Origin of the sequence: Microbacterium sp. LBN7 (assembly GCF_045690345.1) — a bacterium.
GTDB lineage: Bacteria > Actinomycetota > Actinomycetes > Actinomycetales > Microbacteriaceae > Microbacterium.
In genome coordinates, this window is sequence record NZ_CP147856.1 from 2,442,843 (window position 1) to 2,463,073 (window position 20,231).

The 20,231-nt window shown below is 69.3% G+C and carries 14 protein-coding genes; 12 read left to right on the top strand and 2 right to left on the bottom strand.

Annotated elements, in window-relative coordinates; translation table 11 throughout:
* Complete coding sequence (gene aceE, locus LBN7_RS11765) at window positions 1–2,733, top strand: pyruvate dehydrogenase (acetyl-transferring), homodimeric type (RefSeq protein ID WP_407359728.1); 2,733 nt, start codon at window positions 1–3, stop codon at window positions 2,731–2,733.
* A gap of 6 nt (window positions 2,734–2,739) precedes the next feature.
* Here aceE and LBN7_RS11770 read toward each other — a convergent pair whose 3' ends face one another.
* Entirely contained in the window at window positions 2,740–3,507 is a 768-nt protein-coding gene (locus LBN7_RS11770; RefSeq protein WP_116634014.1) for an IclR family transcriptional regulator, read from the bottom strand.
* A gap of 144 nt (window positions 3,508–3,651) precedes the next feature.
* Between LBN7_RS11770 and LBN7_RS11775 the strand changes: the two genes are divergently transcribed.
* The 11 genes from LBN7_RS11775 to LBN7_RS11825 all read left to right on the top strand — a co-directional run bounded on the left by LBN7_RS11775 (window position 3,652) and on the right by LBN7_RS11825 (window position 18,704).
* Entirely contained in the window at window positions 3,652–5,049 is a 1,398-nt protein-coding gene (locus LBN7_RS11775; protein WP_407359729.1) for an NAD-dependent malic enzyme, read from the top strand.
* Window positions 5,050–5,054: 5 nt separating this feature from the next.
* The gene (locus tag LBN7_RS11780) at window positions 5,055–6,350 is read left to right on the top strand and encodes a DUF6986 family protein (RefSeq protein WP_407359730.1); all 1,296 of its coding nucleotides are present in this window, start codon (window positions 5,055–5,057) and stop codon (window positions 6,348–6,350) included.
* Window positions 6,347–7,174: a bifunctional allantoicase/(S)-ureidoglycine aminohydrolase gene (locus tag LBN7_RS11785; protein WP_407359731.1), complete on the top strand. Its 828-nt coding sequence runs from the start codon at window positions 6,347–6,349 to the stop codon at window positions 7,172–7,174. The genes LBN7_RS11780 and LBN7_RS11785 overlap by 4 nt, the downstream gene beginning before the upstream one ends.
* A 106-nt stretch (window positions 7,175–7,280) precedes the next feature.
* Window positions 7,281–8,081 carry a hydroxypyruvate isomerase family protein gene (locus LBN7_RS11790; RefSeq protein WP_407359732.1) on the top strand — a complete coding sequence of 267 codons (801 nt, stop codon included), beginning with the start codon at window positions 7,281–7,283 and terminating at the stop codon, window positions 8,079–8,081.
* On the top strand, window positions 8,078–8,956 hold the full coding sequence (locus LBN7_RS11795) for a 2-hydroxy-3-oxopropionate reductase (protein WP_407359733.1): 879 nt from the start codon (window positions 8,078–8,080) through the stop codon (window positions 8,954–8,956). The genes LBN7_RS11790 and LBN7_RS11795 overlap by 4 nt, the downstream gene beginning before the upstream one ends.
* A 50-nt stretch (window positions 8,957–9,006) precedes the next feature.
* Window positions 9,007–10,794 carry a glyoxylate carboligase gene (gene gcl / locus LBN7_RS11800; RefSeq protein ID WP_407359734.1) on the top strand — a complete coding sequence of 596 codons (1,788 nt, stop codon included), beginning with the start codon at window positions 9,007–9,009 and terminating at the stop codon, window positions 10,792–10,794.
* Between the two features lie 8 nt (window positions 10,795–10,802).
* Window positions 10,803–11,954 (top strand): glycerate kinase, encoded by a 1,152-nt coding sequence (locus LBN7_RS11805; protein ID WP_407359735.1) that lies wholly within the window; start codon window positions 10,803–10,805, stop codon window positions 11,952–11,954.
* A gap of 47 nt (window positions 11,955–12,001) precedes the next feature.
* The gene (gene allB / locus LBN7_RS11810; RefSeq protein WP_407359736.1) at window positions 12,002–13,393 is read left to right on the top strand and encodes an allantoinase AllB; all 1,392 of its coding nucleotides are present in this window, start codon (window positions 12,002–12,004) and stop codon (window positions 13,391–13,393) included.
* A gap of 63 nt (window positions 13,394–13,456) precedes the next feature.
* Entirely contained in the window at window positions 13,457–15,640 is a 2,184-nt protein-coding gene (locus LBN7_RS11815) for an ATP-dependent Clp protease ATP-binding subunit (protein WP_407359737.1), read from the top strand.
* 180 nt (window positions 15,641–15,820) lie between these two features.
* Window positions 15,821–17,188, top strand: a complete 1,368-nt coding sequence (locus tag LBN7_RS11820; RefSeq protein WP_407359738.1) for an 8-oxoguanine deaminase — start codon at window positions 15,821–15,823, stop codon at window positions 17,186–17,188.
* 52 nt (window positions 17,189–17,240) lie between these two features.
* Window positions 17,241–18,704: a nucleobase:cation symporter-2 family protein gene (locus LBN7_RS11825; protein WP_116633753.1), complete on the top strand. Its 1,464-nt coding sequence runs from the start codon at window positions 17,241–17,243 to the stop codon at window positions 18,702–18,704.
* Between the two features lie 5 nt (window positions 18,705–18,709).
* Here the strand turns inward: LBN7_RS11825 and LBN7_RS11830 are convergent, their stop codons facing one another.
* On the bottom strand, window positions 18,710–20,221 hold the full coding sequence (locus LBN7_RS11830; RefSeq protein WP_407359739.1) for an APC family permease: 1,512 nt from the start codon (window positions 20,219–20,221) through the stop codon (window positions 18,710–18,712).
* Window positions 20,222–20,231 lie beyond the last annotated feature (10 nt).

Consider the following 20,231-nt stretch of genomic DNA (forward strand, 5'->3'; position numbering starts at 1 on the left):
GTGACTGACAATCGCGCCTCCGCCGTCACATCCGCCGACCTCGACGCTGCCGACCTCGATCCCGAGGAGACCGCGGAGTGGCTCGAATCCCTCGATGCGCTCATCAGCGAACGCGGCGCCGAGCGCGGCGACCACATCGTGCGCACCCTCGTCGATCGCGCCGGCCTCCGCTCCCAGCCGACCGTGGCGAGCGAGCCGACCGTGACGACCGACTACGTGAACACGATCGCCGCCGCCGATGAGCCCGAGTACCCCGGTGACGAGGAGCTGGAGCGGCGCTACCGCGCCTGGATGCGCTGGAACGCCGCGGTCATGGTGCATCGCGCGCAGCGTCCGGGCATCGGGGTCGGCGGGCACATCTCCACCTATGCCGGGGCGGCGACCCTGTACGAGGTGGGCTTCAACCACTTCTTCCGCGGCAAGGACCACCCGGGCGGCGGCGATCAGATCTACTTCCAGGGTCACGCCTCGCCCGGCATGTACGCCCGCGCCTTCCTCGAGGGGCGCCTCGGCGAGGAGGACCTCGACGGCTTCCGCCAGGAGAAGTCGCGCGAGGGGCACGCACTGTCGTCGTACCCGCACCCGCGCCTGATGCCGGAGTTCTGGGAGTTCCCGACCGTGTCGATGGGCATCGGCCCGATGAACGCGATCTACCAGGCGCAGTCGAACAGGTACCTGCAGGGCCGCGGGCTCACGGACACATCCGACCAGCACGTCTGGGCGTTCCTCGGCGACGGCGAGATGGACGAGCCGGAATCCCGCGGGCTCCTGCAGCTCGCCGCGAACGAAGGCCTCGACAACCTCACGTTCGTCGTGAACTGCAATCTGCAGCGGCTGGACGGCCCAGTCCGCGGCAACGGCAAGATCATCCAGGAGCTGGAGGGGTCCTTCCGCGGCGCCGGGTGGAACGTCATCAAGGTCATCTGGGGGCGGGAGTGGGACGACCTGCTCGCGCGCGACGAGGACGGCGCCCTGGTCGACATCATGAACAGCACCCTCGACGGGGACTACCAGACCTACAAGGCGGAGTCGGGGGCGTTCATCCGGGAGAACTTCTTCGGTCGCGACCCTCGGGCGCGTGCCCTGGTCGACGGCCTCGCCGACGACGAAATCTGGCGCCTCCGGCGGGGCGGCCACGACTACCGCAAGGTGTACGCGGCGTACCAGCAGGCGCTCGCGCACAACGGCCGTCCCACGGTCATCCTGGTGAAGACGGTCAAGGGGTACGGCCTCGGCCCGCGCTTCGAGGCGCGCAACGCGACGCACCAGATGAAGAAACTGACGCTGCAGGATCTCAAGGACTTCCGCGATCATCTCCGCGTTCCGATCACCGACGCGCAACTCGAGGCCGACCCGTACCTGCCGCCGTACTTCCACCCGGGAGCGGATGCTCCGGAGATCGCGTACCTGCGCGAACGCCGTCGCGCACTCGGCGGCTTCCTGCCGGAGCGCCGCTCGGCGCACGAGCCGATCGCACTGCCCGACCCGAAGGCGTACGAGGTCGCGGCTCGCGGCTCGGGCACGCAGCAGGCGGCGACGACCATGGCCTTCGTCCGGGTGCTGAAGGACCTGATGCGCGACCCCGGGTTCGGTCAGCGGATCGTGCCGATCATCCCCGATGAGGCCCGGACCTTCGGCATGGACGCGTTCTTCCCGACCGCGAAGATCTACAACCCGAAGGGTCAGAACTACCTGGCGGTCGATCGTGACATCGTGCTGTCCTACAAGGAGTCGACGTCGGGGCAGATCCTTCACGTCGGCATCAACGAGGCGGGATCCATCGCCGCGTTCACGGCGGCGGGAACGGCCTATGCGACCCACGGCGTGCCGCTGATCCCGGTGTACGTGTTCTACTCGATGTTCGGCTTCCAGCGCACCGGTGACTCGATCTGGGCCGCGGCCGACCAGATGACCCGCGGCTTCCTGATCTCCGCCACGGCGGGACGCACGACGCTGACCGGGGAGGGGCTGCAGCACGCCGACGGCCACTCGCCGCTGCTCGCCGCGACGAACCCGGCGGTCGTCACGTACGACCCGGCATTCGGGTACGAGATCGGCCACATCATGCGCGCCGGCATCGAGCGGATGTACGGACCGGACTCGACCGACCGCAACCGCATCTACAACCTCATGGTCTACAACGAGCCGATCGTGCAGCCCGCCGAGCCCGAAGGCGTCGATGTCGCCGGCATCCTCGGCGGCATCCATCGCATCTCACCGGTGGAGTCGCCGCGCACCCATCTGCTGGCGTCGGGTATCGGCGTGACATGGGCGCTGGAGGCGCAGCGGCTGCTGCGTGACGACTGGGGTGTCGCGGCCGACGTGTGGTCGGTGACCTCCTGGACGGAGTTGCGCCGCGACGCCGTCGCGGCAGAGGAGGAGGCGTTCCTGCACCCGGAGCGCGACACCCGCACCCCGTTCCTGCAGACGCAGCTCGCCGGCGCCGAGGGGCCGATCGTCGCCGTCAGCGACTACGCGAAGGACCTGCCCGATCAGGTGCGCCCGTTCGTGAAGAACGACTGGGCGACGCTCGGCGCCGACGGCTTCGGGTTCTCGGACACGCGAGCCGCGGCGCGGCGGTTCTTCAAGATCGACAGCGCGTCGATCGTCGTTCGCACCCTGCAGCTGCTCGCCGCACGCGCAGAGGTGGATGCCTCAGCGCCCGCGCAGGCCGCCGAGCGCTATCGCCTGCACGACGTGAACGCCGGCACGAGCGGTTCGGATGCCGAGTAGCCGGTGTCAGGCGGTCAGCTCGGCGCTGATCTCCTCCGCCGCCCGGCGCAGCAGGGGGACAGCCCGGCCGCCGAACGCCTCGTCGACGCGGGAGATCGGACCCGAGACGGACACGGCGGTCGGGGTGGGGGCGTCGGGGACGGCCATCGAGAAGCAGCGGACGCCGATCTCCTGCTCCTGGTCGTCGATCGCGTAGCCGCGTTCGCGGATGCGATCGAGCTCGGCGAGCAGGTCGTCGATCGTGCCGAGGCTGAACTCGGTGGGCGTCGGCATCCCGGCGCGCCCCACGATGCCCCGCACGGTCTCGTCGGGGAGCTGGGCGAGGATCGCCTTGCCGACGCCGGTGTCGTGCAGGTTCGCCCGGCGGCCGACCTCGGTGAACATGCGCATCGAGTGCAGCGACGGCACCTGGGCGACATAGACGACCATGTCGCCGTCGAGCACCGCCATGTTGGCGCTCTCGCCGAGCTCGTCGACGAGGCGCTTGAGCTGCGGGCGCGCGAGGGCGCCGAACTGCCGGGAGGCTCCCTCGCCGATGCGGATGAGCTTGGGGCCGAGCGCGTAGCGGCGGTTCGGCAGCTGCCGTGCGTAGCCGAGCGAGACGAGCGTGCGCAGCAGGCGGTGGATCGTCGGGAGCGGGAGGTCGGTGGATGCCGCGAGCTCGCTCAGCGTGACGTCACCTCCGGCATCGGTCACCAGCTCGATGAGCTCGAAGACGCGCTCGACCGACTGCACGCCGGATCCGGCGCTCTTCGCGGGCTTGATATCGGTCATCGGATCCTCCGTCGGGGTCTGGATCATTCCATCATGCGAGAGAGGCATGTCGAAACAGACGCGCACAAAGATTACCGTGCTTGCTTCAAAGTTCCATAGAGTAGACGATAGAATCCACGATACGAAAACTTAGACGGAGGAAACATGGCGAATCCGGGACCCGGGAACTCCATCACACTGCGGATCGACGCTCCCTCGAACTTCAGCGTCACCAGCGAGCTCGCCGTGGCGGCGGCCGATGCCGGGGCAGCGGTGACCGCGCTCGACGTCGTCGAGTCGCATCCCGCGACGATCGTCGTCGATCTGACCTGCAACACCGCGGGAGAGGAGCACGCCGACCGCGTGCGCGCCGCGATCGACGCGCTCGAGGGCGTCACGGTCCGACTCGTCAGCGACCGCACCTTCCTGATGCACCTCGGCGGAAAGCTCGAGGTCGTGCCGCGCGTGCCGCTGCGCAACCGCGACGACCTGTCCCGCGCGTACACGCCGGGAGTCGCCCGCGTCTGCCTGGCGATCGCCGAGGACAAGAGCAAGGCGCGACAGCTCACCGTCAAGCGCAACACGATCGCTGTCGTCACCGACGGCACCGCCGTGCTCGGCCTCGGAGACATCGGCCCCGAAGCCGCCCTCCCGGTCATGGAGGGCAAGGCCGCGCTGTTCAAGCAGTTCGCGAACGTCGACGCGTGGCCGGTCTGCCTCGACACCAAGGACACCGAGGAGATCATCTCGATCGTCAAGGCGATCGCCCCCGTCTACGGCGGCGTGAACCTCGAGGACATCGCGGCGCCGCGCTGTTTCGAGATCGAGGCGCGCCTGCGCGAAGAGCTCGACATCCCGGTCTTCCACGACGACCAGCACGGCACCGCCATCGTGACGCTCGCCGCGCTCGGCAATGCGCTCAAGGTGGTCGCCAAGAAGATCGAAGACGTCCGCATCGTCGTGTCCGGGGTCGGCGCCGCCGGCAACGCGATCATCCAGCTGCTGCTCGCCGAGGGCGCCCGCGACATCGTGGCCTGCGGCCGGGACGGCGCGATCCACCCGGACGTCGAGTACACCGACGCGCACCGCACCGAGATCGCGTCGACCACCAACCCGCGCGGCTTCCAGGGCACGCTGAAGGAGGCCATGGTCGATGCCGACGTCTTCATCGGCGTGAGCGCTCCGAACATCCTCGGCGAGGAGGACATCGCGGCCATGGCGGACGACGCGATCGTGTTCGCGATGGCCAATCCCACGCCCGAAGTCGACCCGATCGTCGCGTCGAAGCACGCCGCCGTCGTGGCGACCGGTCGCAGCGACTTCCCGAACCAGATCAACAACGTGCTGGCGTTCCCCGGTGTCTTCCGCGGCCTGCTCGACGCGGGCGTGTCCGACATCACCGCGCCTATGCTGGTCGCAGCCGCCGAGGCGATCGCCTCGCGCGTGGGAGACGACGAGCTCAATGCGAGCTTCATCATCCCCAGCGTGTTCGATCCCCTGGTGGCCGGCGCCGTGGCCGAGGCCATCGTCCGCGTCGCCTCCACCGTCTCGAGCAAGGAGTGAGCACCGTGCCCGTCAGCGTCGATCCCCGCAGCACCACCCTGGGCGAGGACGACTTCGCCGACATCGACGCCCGGCTCGCCGACACCGACGCGCTGCTCGCGACCTCGTATCCCGGGGACGACGGCAGCCGCCAGCCGGTGCACACGCTCTATGTGCCCGCCGACCGCTTCGACCCCGAGCTGCCCGCGCGCTTCGGTGCGGAGGCCGCCGCGGCCGTCGTCGCGTTCGGCGGCACGGCGGCGCTCGCCGATGCCGTCGGGCTCGGGCACCTCGCCGAGGAGCTCGCGCCGCTCGTCGACGCCAAGCTGCGCAGCGAGCCGATCGAGGACCTCCGCCTGGACTTCGAGGACGGCTACGGCGCACGGCCGGATGCGGAAGAGGATGCGGATGCCGTGCTCGCGGCCGAGCGCGTGGCCGCGGCCGTCGCTGCGGGAACCGCGCCGCCCTTCATCGGCATCCGCTTCAAGTGCTTCGAGGCGCCGACCCGGCGCCGCGGCATCCGCACCCTCGATCGATTCCTGACCACCCTCGCCGCCGCCGGCCCGCTGCCGGACGGGCTCGTCCTGACCCTGCCCAAGGTGACCACGGTGGCGCAGGTCGAGGCGATGGTCGTGCTCTGCGAGCGCTTCGAGGACCGGCTGGGTCTGGCTCCCGGACGTCTGCGCTTCGAGGTGCAGATGGAGACGCCGCAGCTGATCGTCGCCGCCGACGGATCGGTGCCGGTCGCGACCCTGCTGCACCGCGCGAAGGGCCGCGTCACGGCGCTGCACTACGGGACCTACGACTACAGCGCCTCGCTGCAGATCGCCGCCGCGCACCAGTCGATGGAGCATCCGGCCGCCGACTACGCGAAGCAGGTCATGCAGGTCGCCGTCGCCGAGACCGGCGTGCGGCTTTCCGACGGCTCGACCAACGTCATCCCCGTCGGCGACGCCGACCACGTGCGCGCAGCGTGGCAGCTGCACGCCCGCCTGGTGCGGCGCTCACTCGAGCGCGGCTACTACCAGGGCTGGGATCTGCACGCCGCCCAGCTGCCGACCCGCTACCTCGCGACCTACGCGTTCTACCGCGAGGGCTTCGCCGCCGCCGCGCGCCGCCTCGACAACTACCTGCACGGCAGCGACGCGACCATCATGGACGAGCCGGCCACCGCCCGGGCTCTCGCGCGCTTCGTCGTGCGCGGCCTGGAGTGCGGTGCTGTCACCGAGGCGGAGGTGCGGGATGCCGCGGCCGCCACTCCTGCGGAGCTGACCAAGCTCGCGCATCCGAAGCTCGCCGTATCCGAGGAGGAGACCTCATGAGCGCTCACGAACGCACCTACTACACGCCCGCCGGCGGTCTTCCCGGCCAGTCCGCCCTGCTGACCGACCGGGCCGTGGTGAAGCTCGCGTACACCGTCATCCCGAAGGGCGTGCTGCGCGACATCGTCACCAGCAGCCTCCCCGGCTTCACGAACACCCGCGCGTGGATCATCGCCCGACCGACGCCGAGCTCGGCGACGACGTTCTCGCAGCTGATCGTCGAGATCGGCCCCGGCGGTGGGGCGGCCAAGCCCGAGGTCGAATCCGGAGTGGAGGGCGTGGTGTTCGTCACGACCGGGTCCCTGACGCTGACGCTCGACGGTGAGCGGCACGTGCTCGAAGAGGGCGGGTACGCCTTCCTCGCTCCTGGCGCCACCTGGTCGCTCGCCAACGAGGGCGACCAGCTCACGAGCTTCCACTGGATCCGCAAGGCCTACGAGTGGCTCGACGGCGTCGACGCACCGGCATCCTTCGTCACCAGCGACAAGGACATCGAGCCGACGTCCATGCCCGACACCGACGACGTGTGGGCGACCACCCGCTTCTCGGACGCGAGCGACCTGGCGCATGACATGCAGGTGAACATCGTGACCTTCAAGCCGGGCGGCACGATCCCGTTCGCCGAGACGCACGTCATGGAGCACGGTCTGTTCGTGCTGCAGGGCAAGGCCGTCTACCGCCTCAACGACGACTGGGTCGAGGTCGAGGCGGGCGACTACATGCTGCTGCGCGCCTTCTGCCCGCAGGCCTGCTACGCCGGGGGCCCCGAGGACTTCCGCTACCTGCTGTACAAGGACATGAACCGCCAGATCCGGCTGACCTGACGCGGGTGCGCCCCGCGGGGATGCCGTTGACATCGCCGCGGGGTTCAGCGTACTCTTTTCACTAACAGGAATTTAACTTCCACATTACGAAATCAAGGATGATCCCATGAGCTACACCGTGAACGCCTCGATCCTGCTGACCGAGCTGCCGATCCTGGAGCGCCCGGCGGCGGCCGAGGCTGCGGGCTTCGACGCCGTGGAGTTCTGGTGGCCGTTCACCTCCGCCGTTCCCGCGCAGGAGGAGGTCGACGCGTTCGTCGCCGCGATCCAGGATGCGGGCGTGCAGCTCACCGGCCTCAACTTCTTCGCCGGCGACATGCCCGCGGGCGACCGGGGCATCGTCTCCTGGATCGGTCGCGAAGACGAGTTCCGCGCCAACGTCGACGTCGTCGTCGGGATCGGCGAGCGTCTCGGCACGAAGGCCTTCAACGCCCTCTACGGCAACCGCATCGAGGGCGCCGACGCGCAGGCGCAGGACGACCTGGCGGTGCAGAACCTCGCGATCGCTGGCGCAGCGGTCGCGAAGATCGGCGGCATCGTGCTGCTCGAGCCGGTGTCCGGAATGGACGCGTACCCGCTGAAGACCGCGGCCGACGCCCTGGCCATCATCGGCCGGGTCCGTGACGAGCACGGCGTCGACAACATCCGCCTGCTCGCCGACTTCTACCACCTGGCCGTGAACGGCGACGACGTCGCCGCGGTCATCGCCGACCACGCCGGAGAGTTCGGTCACATCCAGATCGCCGATGCCCCCGGGCGCGGCGAGCCCGGCACCGGCGACCTGCCGCTGACCGACTGGATCGACGCCGCCCGCGCCGGCGGATACACCGGGGTCATCGGCCTCGAGTACAAAGCCACCCAGGCGGATGCCTTCGCCTGGCTCAACCGCGAAGGAGCGAACTCATGACCAGCATCGCCATCGTCGGCCTCGGCATCATGGGCCTCCCCATGGCCAAGAACCTCGTCAAGGCCGGCTACGAGGTGACCGGATTCAACCGCAGCCAGGAGCCGATCGATGCGCTCGTCGAGGCCGGAGGCACGGGAGCGACCAGCATCGCGGATGCCGTGAAGAATGCCGACGTCATCCTCACCATGGTCCCCGACTCTCCGGACGTCGAGGGGGTCGTGCGCGGCGAGGACGGCGTCTTCGCCCACGCCAAGCCGGGCGCACTGTGGATCGACAACTCCTCGATCCGCCCCGACGTCGCCAAGGCCCTCGCCGAGGAGGCGATCGCCGCCGGCTTCGGTGCGGTCGACGCCCCCGTCTCCGGCGGAGAGCAGGGTGCGATCGACGGAGTGCTGTCGATCATGGTCGGCGGAGCCCCTGAGCACTTCGCGGCCGCGGAGCCCGTCCTCAACGCGATCGGCAAGACCATCGTGCACGTGGGTCCCGCCGGTGCCGGCCAGACCGTCAAGGCGGCCAACCAGCTGATCGTCGCCGTGAACATCCAGGCGCTCAGCGAGGCCGTGGTCTTCCTCGAGGCGTTCGGTGTCGACACCGACGCGGCGCTCAAGGTTCTCGGCGGCGGACTCGCCGGCTCCAAGGTCCTCGACCAGAAGGGGCAGAAGATGCTCGACCGCGACTTCACCCCCGGCTTCCGTCTCGCCCTCCACAACAAGGATCTGGGCATCGTCACCGCAGCGGCACGCTCGGCGGGGGTCACCGTCCCCCTCGGCGCCGCTGTCGCACAGCTCGTGAACGCCCTCGTCGCCCGTGGCGACGGCGGCCTCGACCACTCCGGTCTCTTCACACTCACCAACGAACTCTCCGGCCGCGGCTGACGTTTCGTCTCGCTTCGCTCGCTCAACGACCGAAAGAACAAGGACTTCTCATGACTCGAATGCGTGCAGTCGACGCGATCTGCCAGATCCTGGTGAAGGAGGGCGCCACCGAGGCGTTCGGCCTGCCGGGAGCGGCGATCAACCCCTTCTACGCCGCGATGCGTGCCAACGGCGGCATCCGGCACACCCTCGCCCGTCACGTCGAGGGCGCCTCGCATATGGCCGACGGCTACAGCCGCACCGGCGACGGGCGCATCGGCATCTGCGTCGGCACCTCCGGCCCCGCCGGCACCGACATGATCACGGGGCTCTACGCCGCGATCGCCGACTCCATCCCGATGCTGTGCATCACCGGGCAGGCGCCGGTGGCCAAGCTCGACAAGGAGGACTTCCAGGCCGTCGACATCGCGTCGATCGCGAAGCCGGTCACGAAGTTCGCCAAGACCGTGCTCGAGGCGGCCCAGGTTCCGGGCGCCTTCCAGACGGCGTTCCAGATCATGCGCTCGGGCCGTCCGGGCCCGGTGCTCATCGACCTGCCGTTCGACGTGCAGATGGGCGAGATCGAGTTCGACATCGACACCTACGAGCCTCTGCCGGTGGCGAAGCCGGTCGCCACCCGCGCGCAGGCCGAGAAGGTGCTCGACATGCTGACGGCATCCGCTCACCCGCTGATCGTCGCCGGCGGCGGCATTGTGAACTCCGGCGCCTCCGCCAAGCTCGTCGAGCTGGCCGAGACCCTGGGCGTGCCCGTCGTCCCGACGCTGATGGGCTGGGGCGCGATCGCCGACGACCACCCGCTGGCGGCGGGCCTGGTCGGCATCCAGACCTCGCAGCGCTACGGCAACGCGAGCTTCCTCGAGTCCGACTTCGTGCTCGGCATCGGCAACCGCTGGGCGAACCGCCACACCGGCGGTCTCGACACCTACCGCAAGGGGCGCACCTTCGTGCACGTCGACATCGAGCCGACGCAGATCGGCCGCGTGTTCGCGCCCGACTACGGCGTGGTCTCCGACGCCGGCGCCTTCATCGACGCGCTGCTCGAAGCGGCCCGCGACCGCGTCGAGGCGCTGCCCGACTACCTCGGCTGGGCCGAGGACTGCCGCAGCCGCAAGGCGAAGCTGCAGCGCAAGACGAACTTCGACAACGTGCCGATGAAGCCGCACCGCGTGTACCAGGAGATGCTGTCGGCCTTCGGCCACGACACCACCTACGTCACCACGATCGGCCTGTCGCAGATCGCCGGCGCGCAGCTGCTGCACGTGTACGGTCCGCGTCAGTGGATCAACGCCGGCCAGGCCGGGCCTCTCGGCTGGACGCTGCCCGCCGCACTCGGCGTCGTGCGCGGAAAGCCGGGCCACCCGGTGGTCGCACTCAGCGGCGACTACGACTTCCAGTTCATGATCGAGGAGCTCGCCGTCGGCGCGCAGCACAAGCTGCCGTACATCCACGTCGTGGTCAACAACAGCTACCTCGGCCTGATCCGTCAGTCGCAGCGTCCGTTCGAGATGGACTACGAGGTCTCGCTCGCCTTCGACAACATCAACACCCCGCAGGACTCGTCCAGCGTCGCGGTGGGCTACGGCGTCGACCACGTCAAGGTGGCCGAGGGCCTGGGCTGCAAGGCGATCCGCGTCGAGCGTCCGGAAGACCTCGCGGCCGGCTTCGCGGAGGCTGCGCGTCTGAAGGACGAGTTCCAGGTGCCGGTGGTCGTCGAGGTCATCCTCGAGCGCGTCACCAACATCGCGATGGGCGCCGACCTCGACACGATGAACGAGTTCGAAGACCTCGCGACGTCGCCCGCCGACGCTCCCGAGGCCGTCTACGCCCTGCTCGACTGACCCACCGTATGCGCATCCTCATCGCCTCGGACAAGTTCAAGGGCTCCGCCACCGGGGCCGAGGTCGCGGAGGCGCTCGCCCTCGGCATCCGGGAGATCATCCCGGATGCCGAGGTCGACGCGGTGCCCGTCGCCGACGGCGGCGAGGGCACGGTCGAGGCCGCTCTCGCGAGCGGGTTCGAGGCGGTCACGGCGCAGGTGACCGGGCCGACCGGGCAGCCGGTGCCGGCCCGGTTCGCGATGCGCGGAACGCAGGCGATCATCGAGATGGCCGCGGCGAGCGGTCTCGACGTGCTGCCGGGCGGCGCGAAGGCCCCGCTCACGGCGACGAGCCGGGGGACCGGTGACCTCATCCGGGCGGCGCTGGATCGCGGATGCACGACGATCGTGCTCGGTGTGGGCGGAAGCGCCAACACCGACGGCGGTGCGGGGATGCTGCAGGCGCTGGGCGTCTCGCTCCGCACAGCGGAGGGCGATGCTCCTTCCGGCGGTGCGGCGCTCGCCGGCCTGACCGCCGTCGACGTGACGGGTCTCGACCCGCGCATCGCCGCGGCGACGATCGTGCTCGCCAGCGACGTCGACAATCCTCTCCTGGGAGACCGGGGGGCGTCTGCGGTGTTCGCACCGCAGAAGGGGGCGAGCGCCGACGATGTCGCCGCCCTCGAGACGGGCCTCTCCCGCTTCGCCTCGCTGCTCGAGGCGCAGGCGGGGGTGCGCCCGTCGAAGGATCTTCCCGGTGCGGGAGCCGCCGGGGGAGTGGGCTACGCGGCCCTGGCGGTGCTCGGAGCGAGCCGAGAGCCGGGCGTCGACGTCATCCAGCGTCTGACCGGACTCGGTGAGCGCATCGACGGTGCCGACCTCGTCATCACGGGAGAGGGCAGCCTCGACGACCAGAGCCTCGGCGGCAAGACGCCGCTGGGTGTGGCGGCGGCCGCGCGCGCGGCGGGCGTTCCCGTCGTGGCGGTGTGCGGCCGTTCGACGCTGACTGCGGAGGAAGCCGCCGATGCCGGCTTCGTCGCGGTGCTGCCGCTCAGCGCGCTCGAGCCGGACCCTGCGGCGAGCATGGCGAACGCGACCGCGCTGCTCGCGCAGGTGGGCCGGCGGATCGCCACCGAGATCATCCCGCGATCCCTGGCGGGATCGTGGTCCAGTATGGGCTGAGCAGGTGTCAGCCGGTCGGCGTGCAGCCGGCAGAAGGGAAGGGCGACATGTCGCAGGAGCAGGAAATGGCGGATGCCGGAGCGTCGCTCGACCCGACGGGTGAGCGGTACGACCTCGTGATCCGGGGGCAGCGGGTGCTGACGTCCGCGGGCATCAGCCCGCGGGAGGTCGGGGTGCGCGACGGCAGGATCGTCGCCATGCAGCCGTTGGGCAACAACCTCGACGGCGCGGAGGTCATCGAGCTCGCCGACGACGAGACGCTCATCCCCGGCCTCGTCGACACCCACGTGCACGTGAACGAGCCGGGTCGCACGGAGTGGGAGGGGTTCGCCTCCGCCACCCGGGCCGCCGCGGCCGGTGGTGTGACGACCATCGTCGACATGCCGCTGAACAGCATCCCGGCGACCGTCGACGTCGAGGCGCTGAACATCAAGCGCGACGTCGCGCAGGGCCAGACGCATGTCGACGTGGGCTTCTGGGGCGGGGCGATCCCCGGCAACACCGCGGAGCTGCGCGGTCTGCACGATGCCGGCGTCTTCGGCTTCAAGTGCTTCCTGCTGCACTCCGGCGTTGACGAGTTCCCGCCGCTCGACGCCGACGAGATGGAGAAGGACATGCGCGAGCTCGCGTCGTTCGACTCCGTGATGATCGTGCACGCCGAGGACTCCCGCGCGATCGACCGCGCCCCCTCACCCGAGGGAGACGACTACGGCAAGTTCCTGGCATCGCGTCCCCGTGGTGCCGAGAACCTCGCGATCGCCGAGGTCATCGAGCGGGCGCGCTGGACGGGCGCCCGGGCGCACATCCTGCACCTGTCGTCGTCCGACGCCCTGGCGATGATCCGCAGCGCGAAGCACGACGGCCTCCGGCTCACGGTCGAGACGTGCCCCCACTACCTGACCCTCACCGCGGAGGAGATCCCGCTCGGGGCCACGCAGTTCAAGTGCTGCCCGCCGATCCGAGAGGCCGGCAACCGCGAGCTGCTCTGGGAGGGGCTCGAAGACGGCACGATCGACTTCATCGTCTCGGACCACTCGCCGTCGACGCTCGATCTCAAGGACCTCGACAACGGCGACTTCGCGGTCGCCTGGGGCGGGGTCGCGTCGCTGCAGCTCGGCCTCTCGCTGATCTGGACCGAGGCCCGTCAGCGCGGGCTGACGCTCGAGACCGTGGTGTCGTGGATGAGCGAGCGCCCCGCGCAGTTCGCCGGGCTCACCGGCAAGGGGCGCATCGCGCCGGGCTACGACGCCGACTTCTCGGTGTTCGCCGCCGACGACGCCTATGTCGTCGACGTGAACAAGCTGCACCACAAGAACCCGCTCACGCCCTACCACGGCAAGCCTCTGGCGGGTGTGGTGCGCAAGACGTGGCTGCACGGCGAGGTGATCGACTTCGAGACGCCGCGCGGACGGCTGCTGCGCCGGGGCATGACCGATTGACGCGTGATCTTCGCCCGGAGTAAAGTTGAGTCAGGATAACTCAACTTTACTTCGGAGGGATACGTGTCCAACCCCCAGACCGGCCCGCAGAACCAGGACCAGCAGTCTGCTCTCGAGCAGTTCGGCATCAACCTCACTGACCGCGCCCGCCAGGGCAAGCTCGACCCCGTGATCGGGCGGGACGGTGAGATCCGCCGCGTCAGCCAGGTGCTGACCCGACGCACCAAGAACAACCCGGTGCTGATCGGTGAGCCCGGCGTCGGCAAGACCGCCGTCGTCGAGGGTCTCGCACAGCGGATCGTGGCGGGTGACGTCGCCGAGTCTCTGAAGGACAAGGAGCTGATCACCCTCGACATCGCAGCCCTCGTGGCCGGCGCCATGTACCGCGGCCAGTTCGAGGAGCGACTGAAGCAGGTCCTCAAGGAGATCACCGAGTCCGAGGGCAAGGTCATCACGTTCATCGACGAGCTGCATGTGCTCATGGGTGCCGGTGGCGGCGAGGGGTCGGTCGCGGCATCCAACATGCTCAAGCCCATGCTGGCCCGTGGAGAGCTGCGCCTGATCGGCGCGACGACGCTCAACGAGTACCGCGAGTTCATCGAGAAGGATGCCGCGCTCGAGCGGCGCTTCCAGCAGGTCTATGTGGGCGAGCCCACGGTCGAAGACACCATCGCGATCCTCCGCGGGCTCAAGGGGCGGTACGAGGCGCACCACGGAGTGACCATCGCCGACAGTGCTCTCGTAGCGGCCGCCGCGCTGTCGAACCGCTACCTCCCCTCCCGCCAGCTGCCCGACAAGGCCATCGACCTCATCGACGAGGCCATGTCCCGGCTGAAGATGGAGATCGACTCCTCGCCGGTCGAGATCGACCAGCTGAAGCGCCAGGTCGACCGCATGAAGCTCGAGGAACTCGCGCTCAAGAAGGAGAAGGATGCCGCGTCCAAGGAGCGGCTGGGCACGCTCCGCGAGCAGCTCGCCGGGCTCGAGAAGGAGCTCGCAGCGCTCGAGGAGCGCTGGGCGCGTGAGCGTCAGGGCCTCAACCGCGTCGGCGACCTGAAGAAGCAGCTCGACGACGCCGTCACGCAGCGCGATCTCGCCATGCGCGAGGCCGACTACACGCGCGCTTCCAAGCTCGAGTACGAGACCATCAAGCGCCTGGAGCGCGACATCGCCGAGGCCGAGCAGGCGGAGGCCGCCACGTCGTCCGAGGGCCGCATGGTCAACGAGCAGGTCACCGATGAGGACATCGCCGGCGTGATCGCCGCGTGGACCGGCATCCCGGTCGGAAAGCTCCTGCAGGGCGAGTCCGAGCGGCTGCTGCACCTCGAGAGCGAGCTCGGCAAGCGGCTGATCGGGCAGAAGGAGGCCGTGAAAGCGGTGTCGGATGCCGTGCGCCGCTCGCGCGCGGGCATCAGCGATCCCGGGCGCCCGACCGGCTCGTTCCTGTTCCTCGGCCCCACCGGTGTCGGCAAGACCGAGCTCGCGAAGGCGCTCGCGGAGTTCCTCTTCGACGACGAGCACGCCATGGTGCGCATCGACATGTCGGAGTACGGCGAGAAGCACTCGGTCTCCCGCCTCGTCGGCGCCCCTCCGGGGTACGTCGGCTACGAGCAGGGCGGTCAGCTCACCGAGGCCGTGCGTCGTCGGCCATACAGCGTGATCCTGCTCGACGAGGTCGAGAAGGCGCACCCCGAGGTGTTCGACGTGCTCCTGCAGGTGCTCGACGACGGACGCCTCACCGACGGCCAGGGCCGCACGGTCGACTTCTCGAACGTGATCCTGATCCTCACCTCGAACCTCGGTTCGCCGATCCTCATCGACCCCGTGCTCCCACCCGACGAGAAGCGCGAGCAGGTGATGGCGCTCGTGCGCCAGGCGTTCCGACCCGAGTTCCTGAACCGCCTCGACGACATCGTGATGTTCGCCGCGCTCACCGAAGACGACCTCGCGCAGATCGTCGAGCTCTCCGTCGACCAGCTGCACGACCGGCTCCACGACCGCCGGCTCACGCTCGCCGTCACCCCGGATGCGCGCTCGTGGCTCGCCGAGCGCGGGTACGACCCGATGTTCGGTGCGCGGCCGCTACGCCGCCTCATCCAGTCCGAGGTGCAGAACAAGCTGGCGACCGCCCTGCTGTCCGGCGGGGTGCGCGACGGCGACACCGTCCGAGTCGATGTCGCGGCTGACGGATCGGGACTCGTGCTCACCGCTCAGAGCCCGACGGAAGGCGATCCGCGCACGTCCTAGATTCCACATCTTGGAAGTGTCAATCCGAGATTCGGAAAAATCCTTGACCGCGTTCGCGCGCCCGTGATAGATCTGGAGTGTTCCAAAGTCGGAGCACCTGGATCAGCAGACAGGGAAAAACTGAGCTGACCCCCTGGTGGGGTCAGCCGTTCGACTCCACCCCGATGGACGGAGTCTGCTATGTCACAGCACCCCACGAGCGTGTGGTTGAAGAGCCCGCTCGGCATCTACACCGGAGGCGACGCCGACGCTGCCGGCGGCATCGTCATCGAGGGCTCGCGGGTCCTCGAGGTCGTCCCCGCCGGCGGCGCGCCGTCGGTGCCGGTCGACGAGGTCTTCGATGCCTCGCGGCACGTGATCATCCCCGGCCTCATCAACACGCACCACCACTTCTACCAGACGCTCACCCGCGCCTGGACGCCCGTGGTGAGCGCCGAGCTGTTCCCCTGGCTCAAGGGCCTCTACGGAGTGTGGGCAGGGCTCACGCCCCGCGATCTCGAACTCGCCACGACGGCGGCGCTCGCCGAGCTGCTGCTCTCCGGATGCACCACGGCCGCCGACCACCATTACCTGTTCCCGAACGGGCTCGAGGATGCGATCGACGTGCAGGTCGACGTCGTGAAGAAGCTCGGCATGCGGGCGACCCTGACCCGCGGGTCGATGTCGCTCGGCGAGGAGGACGGCGGCCTGCCTCCGCAGCGGACGGTGCAGGATGCCGACACGATCCTCGCCGACAGCGAACGGCTCATCAGCGCCCACCACGAGCGCGGCGACGGCGCGTTCGTGCAGATCGGACTCGCGCCGTGCTCGCCGTTCTCCGTGACGACCGGCGTGATGCGCGACACCGCCGCCCTCGCCGAACGACTCGACGTGCGGCTGCACACCCACCTCGCCGAGACGCTCGACGAGGAGGACTTCTGCCGCGAGATGTTCGGTCTGCGCACGGTCGACTACCTCGAGAGCGTCGGCTGGCTGTCGGATCGCACCTGGCTCGCACACGGCATCCACTTCGACGATGCCGAGATCGCGCGGCTGGGAGCGGCCGGTACCGCCGTGTCGCACTGCGCGACATCCAACATGCGTCTCGCCTCCGGCATCGCCCGTGCGATCGAGCTCGAGCAGGCCGGCGCGCCGGTGGGCCTCGGCGTCGACGGCTCGGCGTCCAACGACGGCTCGAACATGATCCAGGAGGTGCGGCAGGCGCTGTACCTGCAGCGCCTGCGCTACGGCGCCGCCGCCGTCACACCCGAGCGCGCGCTCGGCTGGGCGACGGCGGGATCGGCGCGGGCCCTCGGACGCTCCGACGTCGGCGTGCTCGCCCCCGGGAAGCAGGCGGACCTCGCGATGTTCACCCTCGACGAGCTGCGGTTCTCCGGAGGCCATGATCCGGTCGCCGCCCTGCTGCTGTGCGGCGCGGATCGAGCCGACCGCGTCATGGTCGGCGGGCGCTGGCGCGTGCTCGACGGTCAGATCGCAGGCCTCGACGTACCCCAGCTCATCGCCCACCACAGCGAGGCGGCCCGCGGCCTCCTCGCCCGACACTCCTGAAACGCAGCCCCCCGATACGACGCACGCCCCGAAAACCGACGAAGAGGTCGACATGAACAAGCAGAAGACGGTCGCACGGCGACCGGAAGACGAGCGGATGCCGCTCGGCAGCACCATCGCCTACGGCATCCAGCACGTGCTCACGATGTACGGCGGCATCATCGCGCCGCCGCTCATCATCGGCTCGATGGCGGGCCTCGACGGCGCCGAGATCGGCGTGCTGATCACGGCGTGCCTCTTCATGGGAGGTCTCGCCACGATCCTCCAGACAGTCGGGATCCCGTTCTTCGGATCGCAGCTGCCCCTCGTGCAGGGCGTCTCCTTCGCCGGTGTCGCGACGATGGGAGCGATCGTGACGAGCGGCGGCGGATTGCCCGCGGTGTTCGGCGCGGTGATCGTCGCCTCGATCATCGGCCTGTTGATCGCCCCCGTGTTCGCCACCATCATCCGGTTCTTCCCACCCGTCGTGACGGGCGTGGTCATCACCACGATCGGGTTGACCCTGCTGCCGGTGGCCGCGGGCTGGGCCATGGGCGGCAACAGCCAGGCCGAGGACTTCGGCGATCCGCAGAACCTGCTGCTCGCGGCGATCACGTTCGTCATCGTGCTGGTGCTCAGCAAGGTGCGGATCGGTGCGATCTCCCGCCTGGCGATCCTGCTCGCCATCGTGCTCGGCACGATCCTCGCGGTCATCCTCGGACGCGTCGACTTCGGCGCCGTCGGGGACGGTCCGATCTTCGCCCTGCCCAGCGTGTTCGGGTTCGGGATGCCCACGTTCGAGATCGCCGGGATCATCTCGATGTTCATCGTGATCCTGGTGACGCTCACCGAGACGACGGCCGACATCCTGGCCGTGGGCGAGATCGTCGGCACCAAGGTCGACTCCAAGCGGATCGCGGCGGGGCTCCGTGCCGACATGCTCTCGAGCGCCGTCTCGCCCGTGTTCGGCTCGTTCACGCAGTCCGCCTTCGCGCAGAACGTCGGCCTCGTCGCGATCACCGGGGTCAAGAGCCGGTTCGTGGTCACCGCGGGCGGCGTCGTGCTCGTCATCCTCGGCCTGCTCCCGGTGCTCGGACGCGTCGTCGCGGCGGTGCCGGCACCCGTGCTCGGCGGCGCGGGGATCGTGCTGTTCGGAAGCGTGGCGGCGAGCGGCATCCGCACGCTCGCGAAGGTCGACTACCGGGGCAACATGAACCTCGTCATCGTGGCCTCCTCGATCGGGATCGGCATGCTGCCGATCGCCGCCCCCACGATCTACGACCAGATGCCCGCGTGGTTCGTCACGATCTTCCACTCCGGAATCAGCTCGGCCGCCGTGGCGGCGATCCTGCTGAACCTGCTGTTCAACCATCTCGGGAAGCCGTCGGGCAAGGATGCGTCCGTGCTCGCCGCCGCTCCCACTCGGAGCATCCCGATCGCCTATCTCGATGCCTTCGAGGACGGGGATTCGATCGTCGACGGCAAGATCGTCGACCGCGACGGCAGAGAGGTCGAGGTCCAGCGCCCCGACCACTGACCCCGCTAGCGCAGCGGACGGGTGCCGCGGCCGGCGATCGCGTCGGCCGCGAGCTCCTGTCCGATGATCGAGTGCCGACGGGAGTAGGCGAAGTAGATCACCAGGCCGAGCGCCAGCCAGACCGCGAAACGCAGCCAGGTCTCCGAGCTCAGGTTCAGCATCAGCCAGAAGCAGGCGATCGCCGAGATCCACGGCAGCCAGGGGGAGAACGGCACGGTGAACGGCCGCTCGAGGTCGGGCCGGCTCTTGCGCAGGATCGGCACCCCGATGCTCACCAGGACGAAGGCCGACAGGGTGCCGATGTTGATCATGTCGCCCAGCACCTGCACGTCGGTGAAGCCGGCGATGATCGCGATCACGACGCCGACGATCACCTGGATGCGCACGGGCGTGCCGCGCTTGGCATCCGTCACGCTCAGGGAACGGGGGAGCAGGCCGTCGCGGCTCATCGCGAAGACGACACGGGCGAGGCCCATGAGCAGCACCATGACGACGGTCGTGAGACCGACGAGGCTGCCGATCGCGATCACCTGCGCGGCCCAGGTCGCGCCGACGAGCTCGAACGCGCTCGCCAGTGAAGGCTCGTCGAGCTTCGCGAGCTCGGTGTACGAGACCATGCCGGTGATCACGATGGCGACCAGCACGTAGAGCACCGTGACGATCACGAGGCCGAGCATGATGCCGCGGGGCACGGTGCGCTTCGGGTCCTTCGTCTCCTCGGCGCTCGTGGCGACCACGTCGAAGCCGATGAAGGCGAAGAAGACCAGCGCGGCGCCGCTGAGGATGCCGAAGACGCCGTACATCGTCGGGTCGGCTCCGGTCATCAGCGAGAACAGCGACTGGGTCCAGGCGCTCTCGGATGCTGCGCCGGCCTCGGCGGGCGGGACGAAGGGCGTGTAGTTGGCGCCGTTGATGAAGAAGAGCCCGACCACGATGACGAAGAGCACGATGGCGACCTTGATCACCGTGAAGACGCTGTTCACCCGGCTCGACAGCCGGGTGCCGAGAGCGAGCAGCGTCGTGAAGATCGCGACGATGACGACGGGACCCCAGTCGAAGGACAGCGGTCCGATCACGATCGTCATCGGGATGTCGAGGTCGAACAGCGAGACCGCGTCGCCGAGGTACACGCCCCAATACTTCGCGATCACGGCCGACGCCATCAGCATCTCGAGGATCAGGTCCCAGCCGATGATCCAGGCGAGGAACTCGCCCAGCGTCGAGTAGGTGAACGTGTAGGCGGAGCCCGCGACAGGGATCGACGAGGCGAACTCGGCGTAGCAGAGGATCGCGAGCGCGCAGACGGTCGCCGCGATGATGAACGAGATGATCACCGCGGGGCCGGCGTGGCGCGCCGAGGCCTCGGCGCCGACCGAGAAGATGCCGGCGCCGACCGCCACGGCGACACCCATCACGGCCAGATCCCACACGCCGAGCGATCGCTTCAGCGACCGCTTCTCGTCGTGGGTCTCGGCCATCGACTGCTCGACGGACTTGATCCTTCGCTGAATCGCCATGCGGACGAGT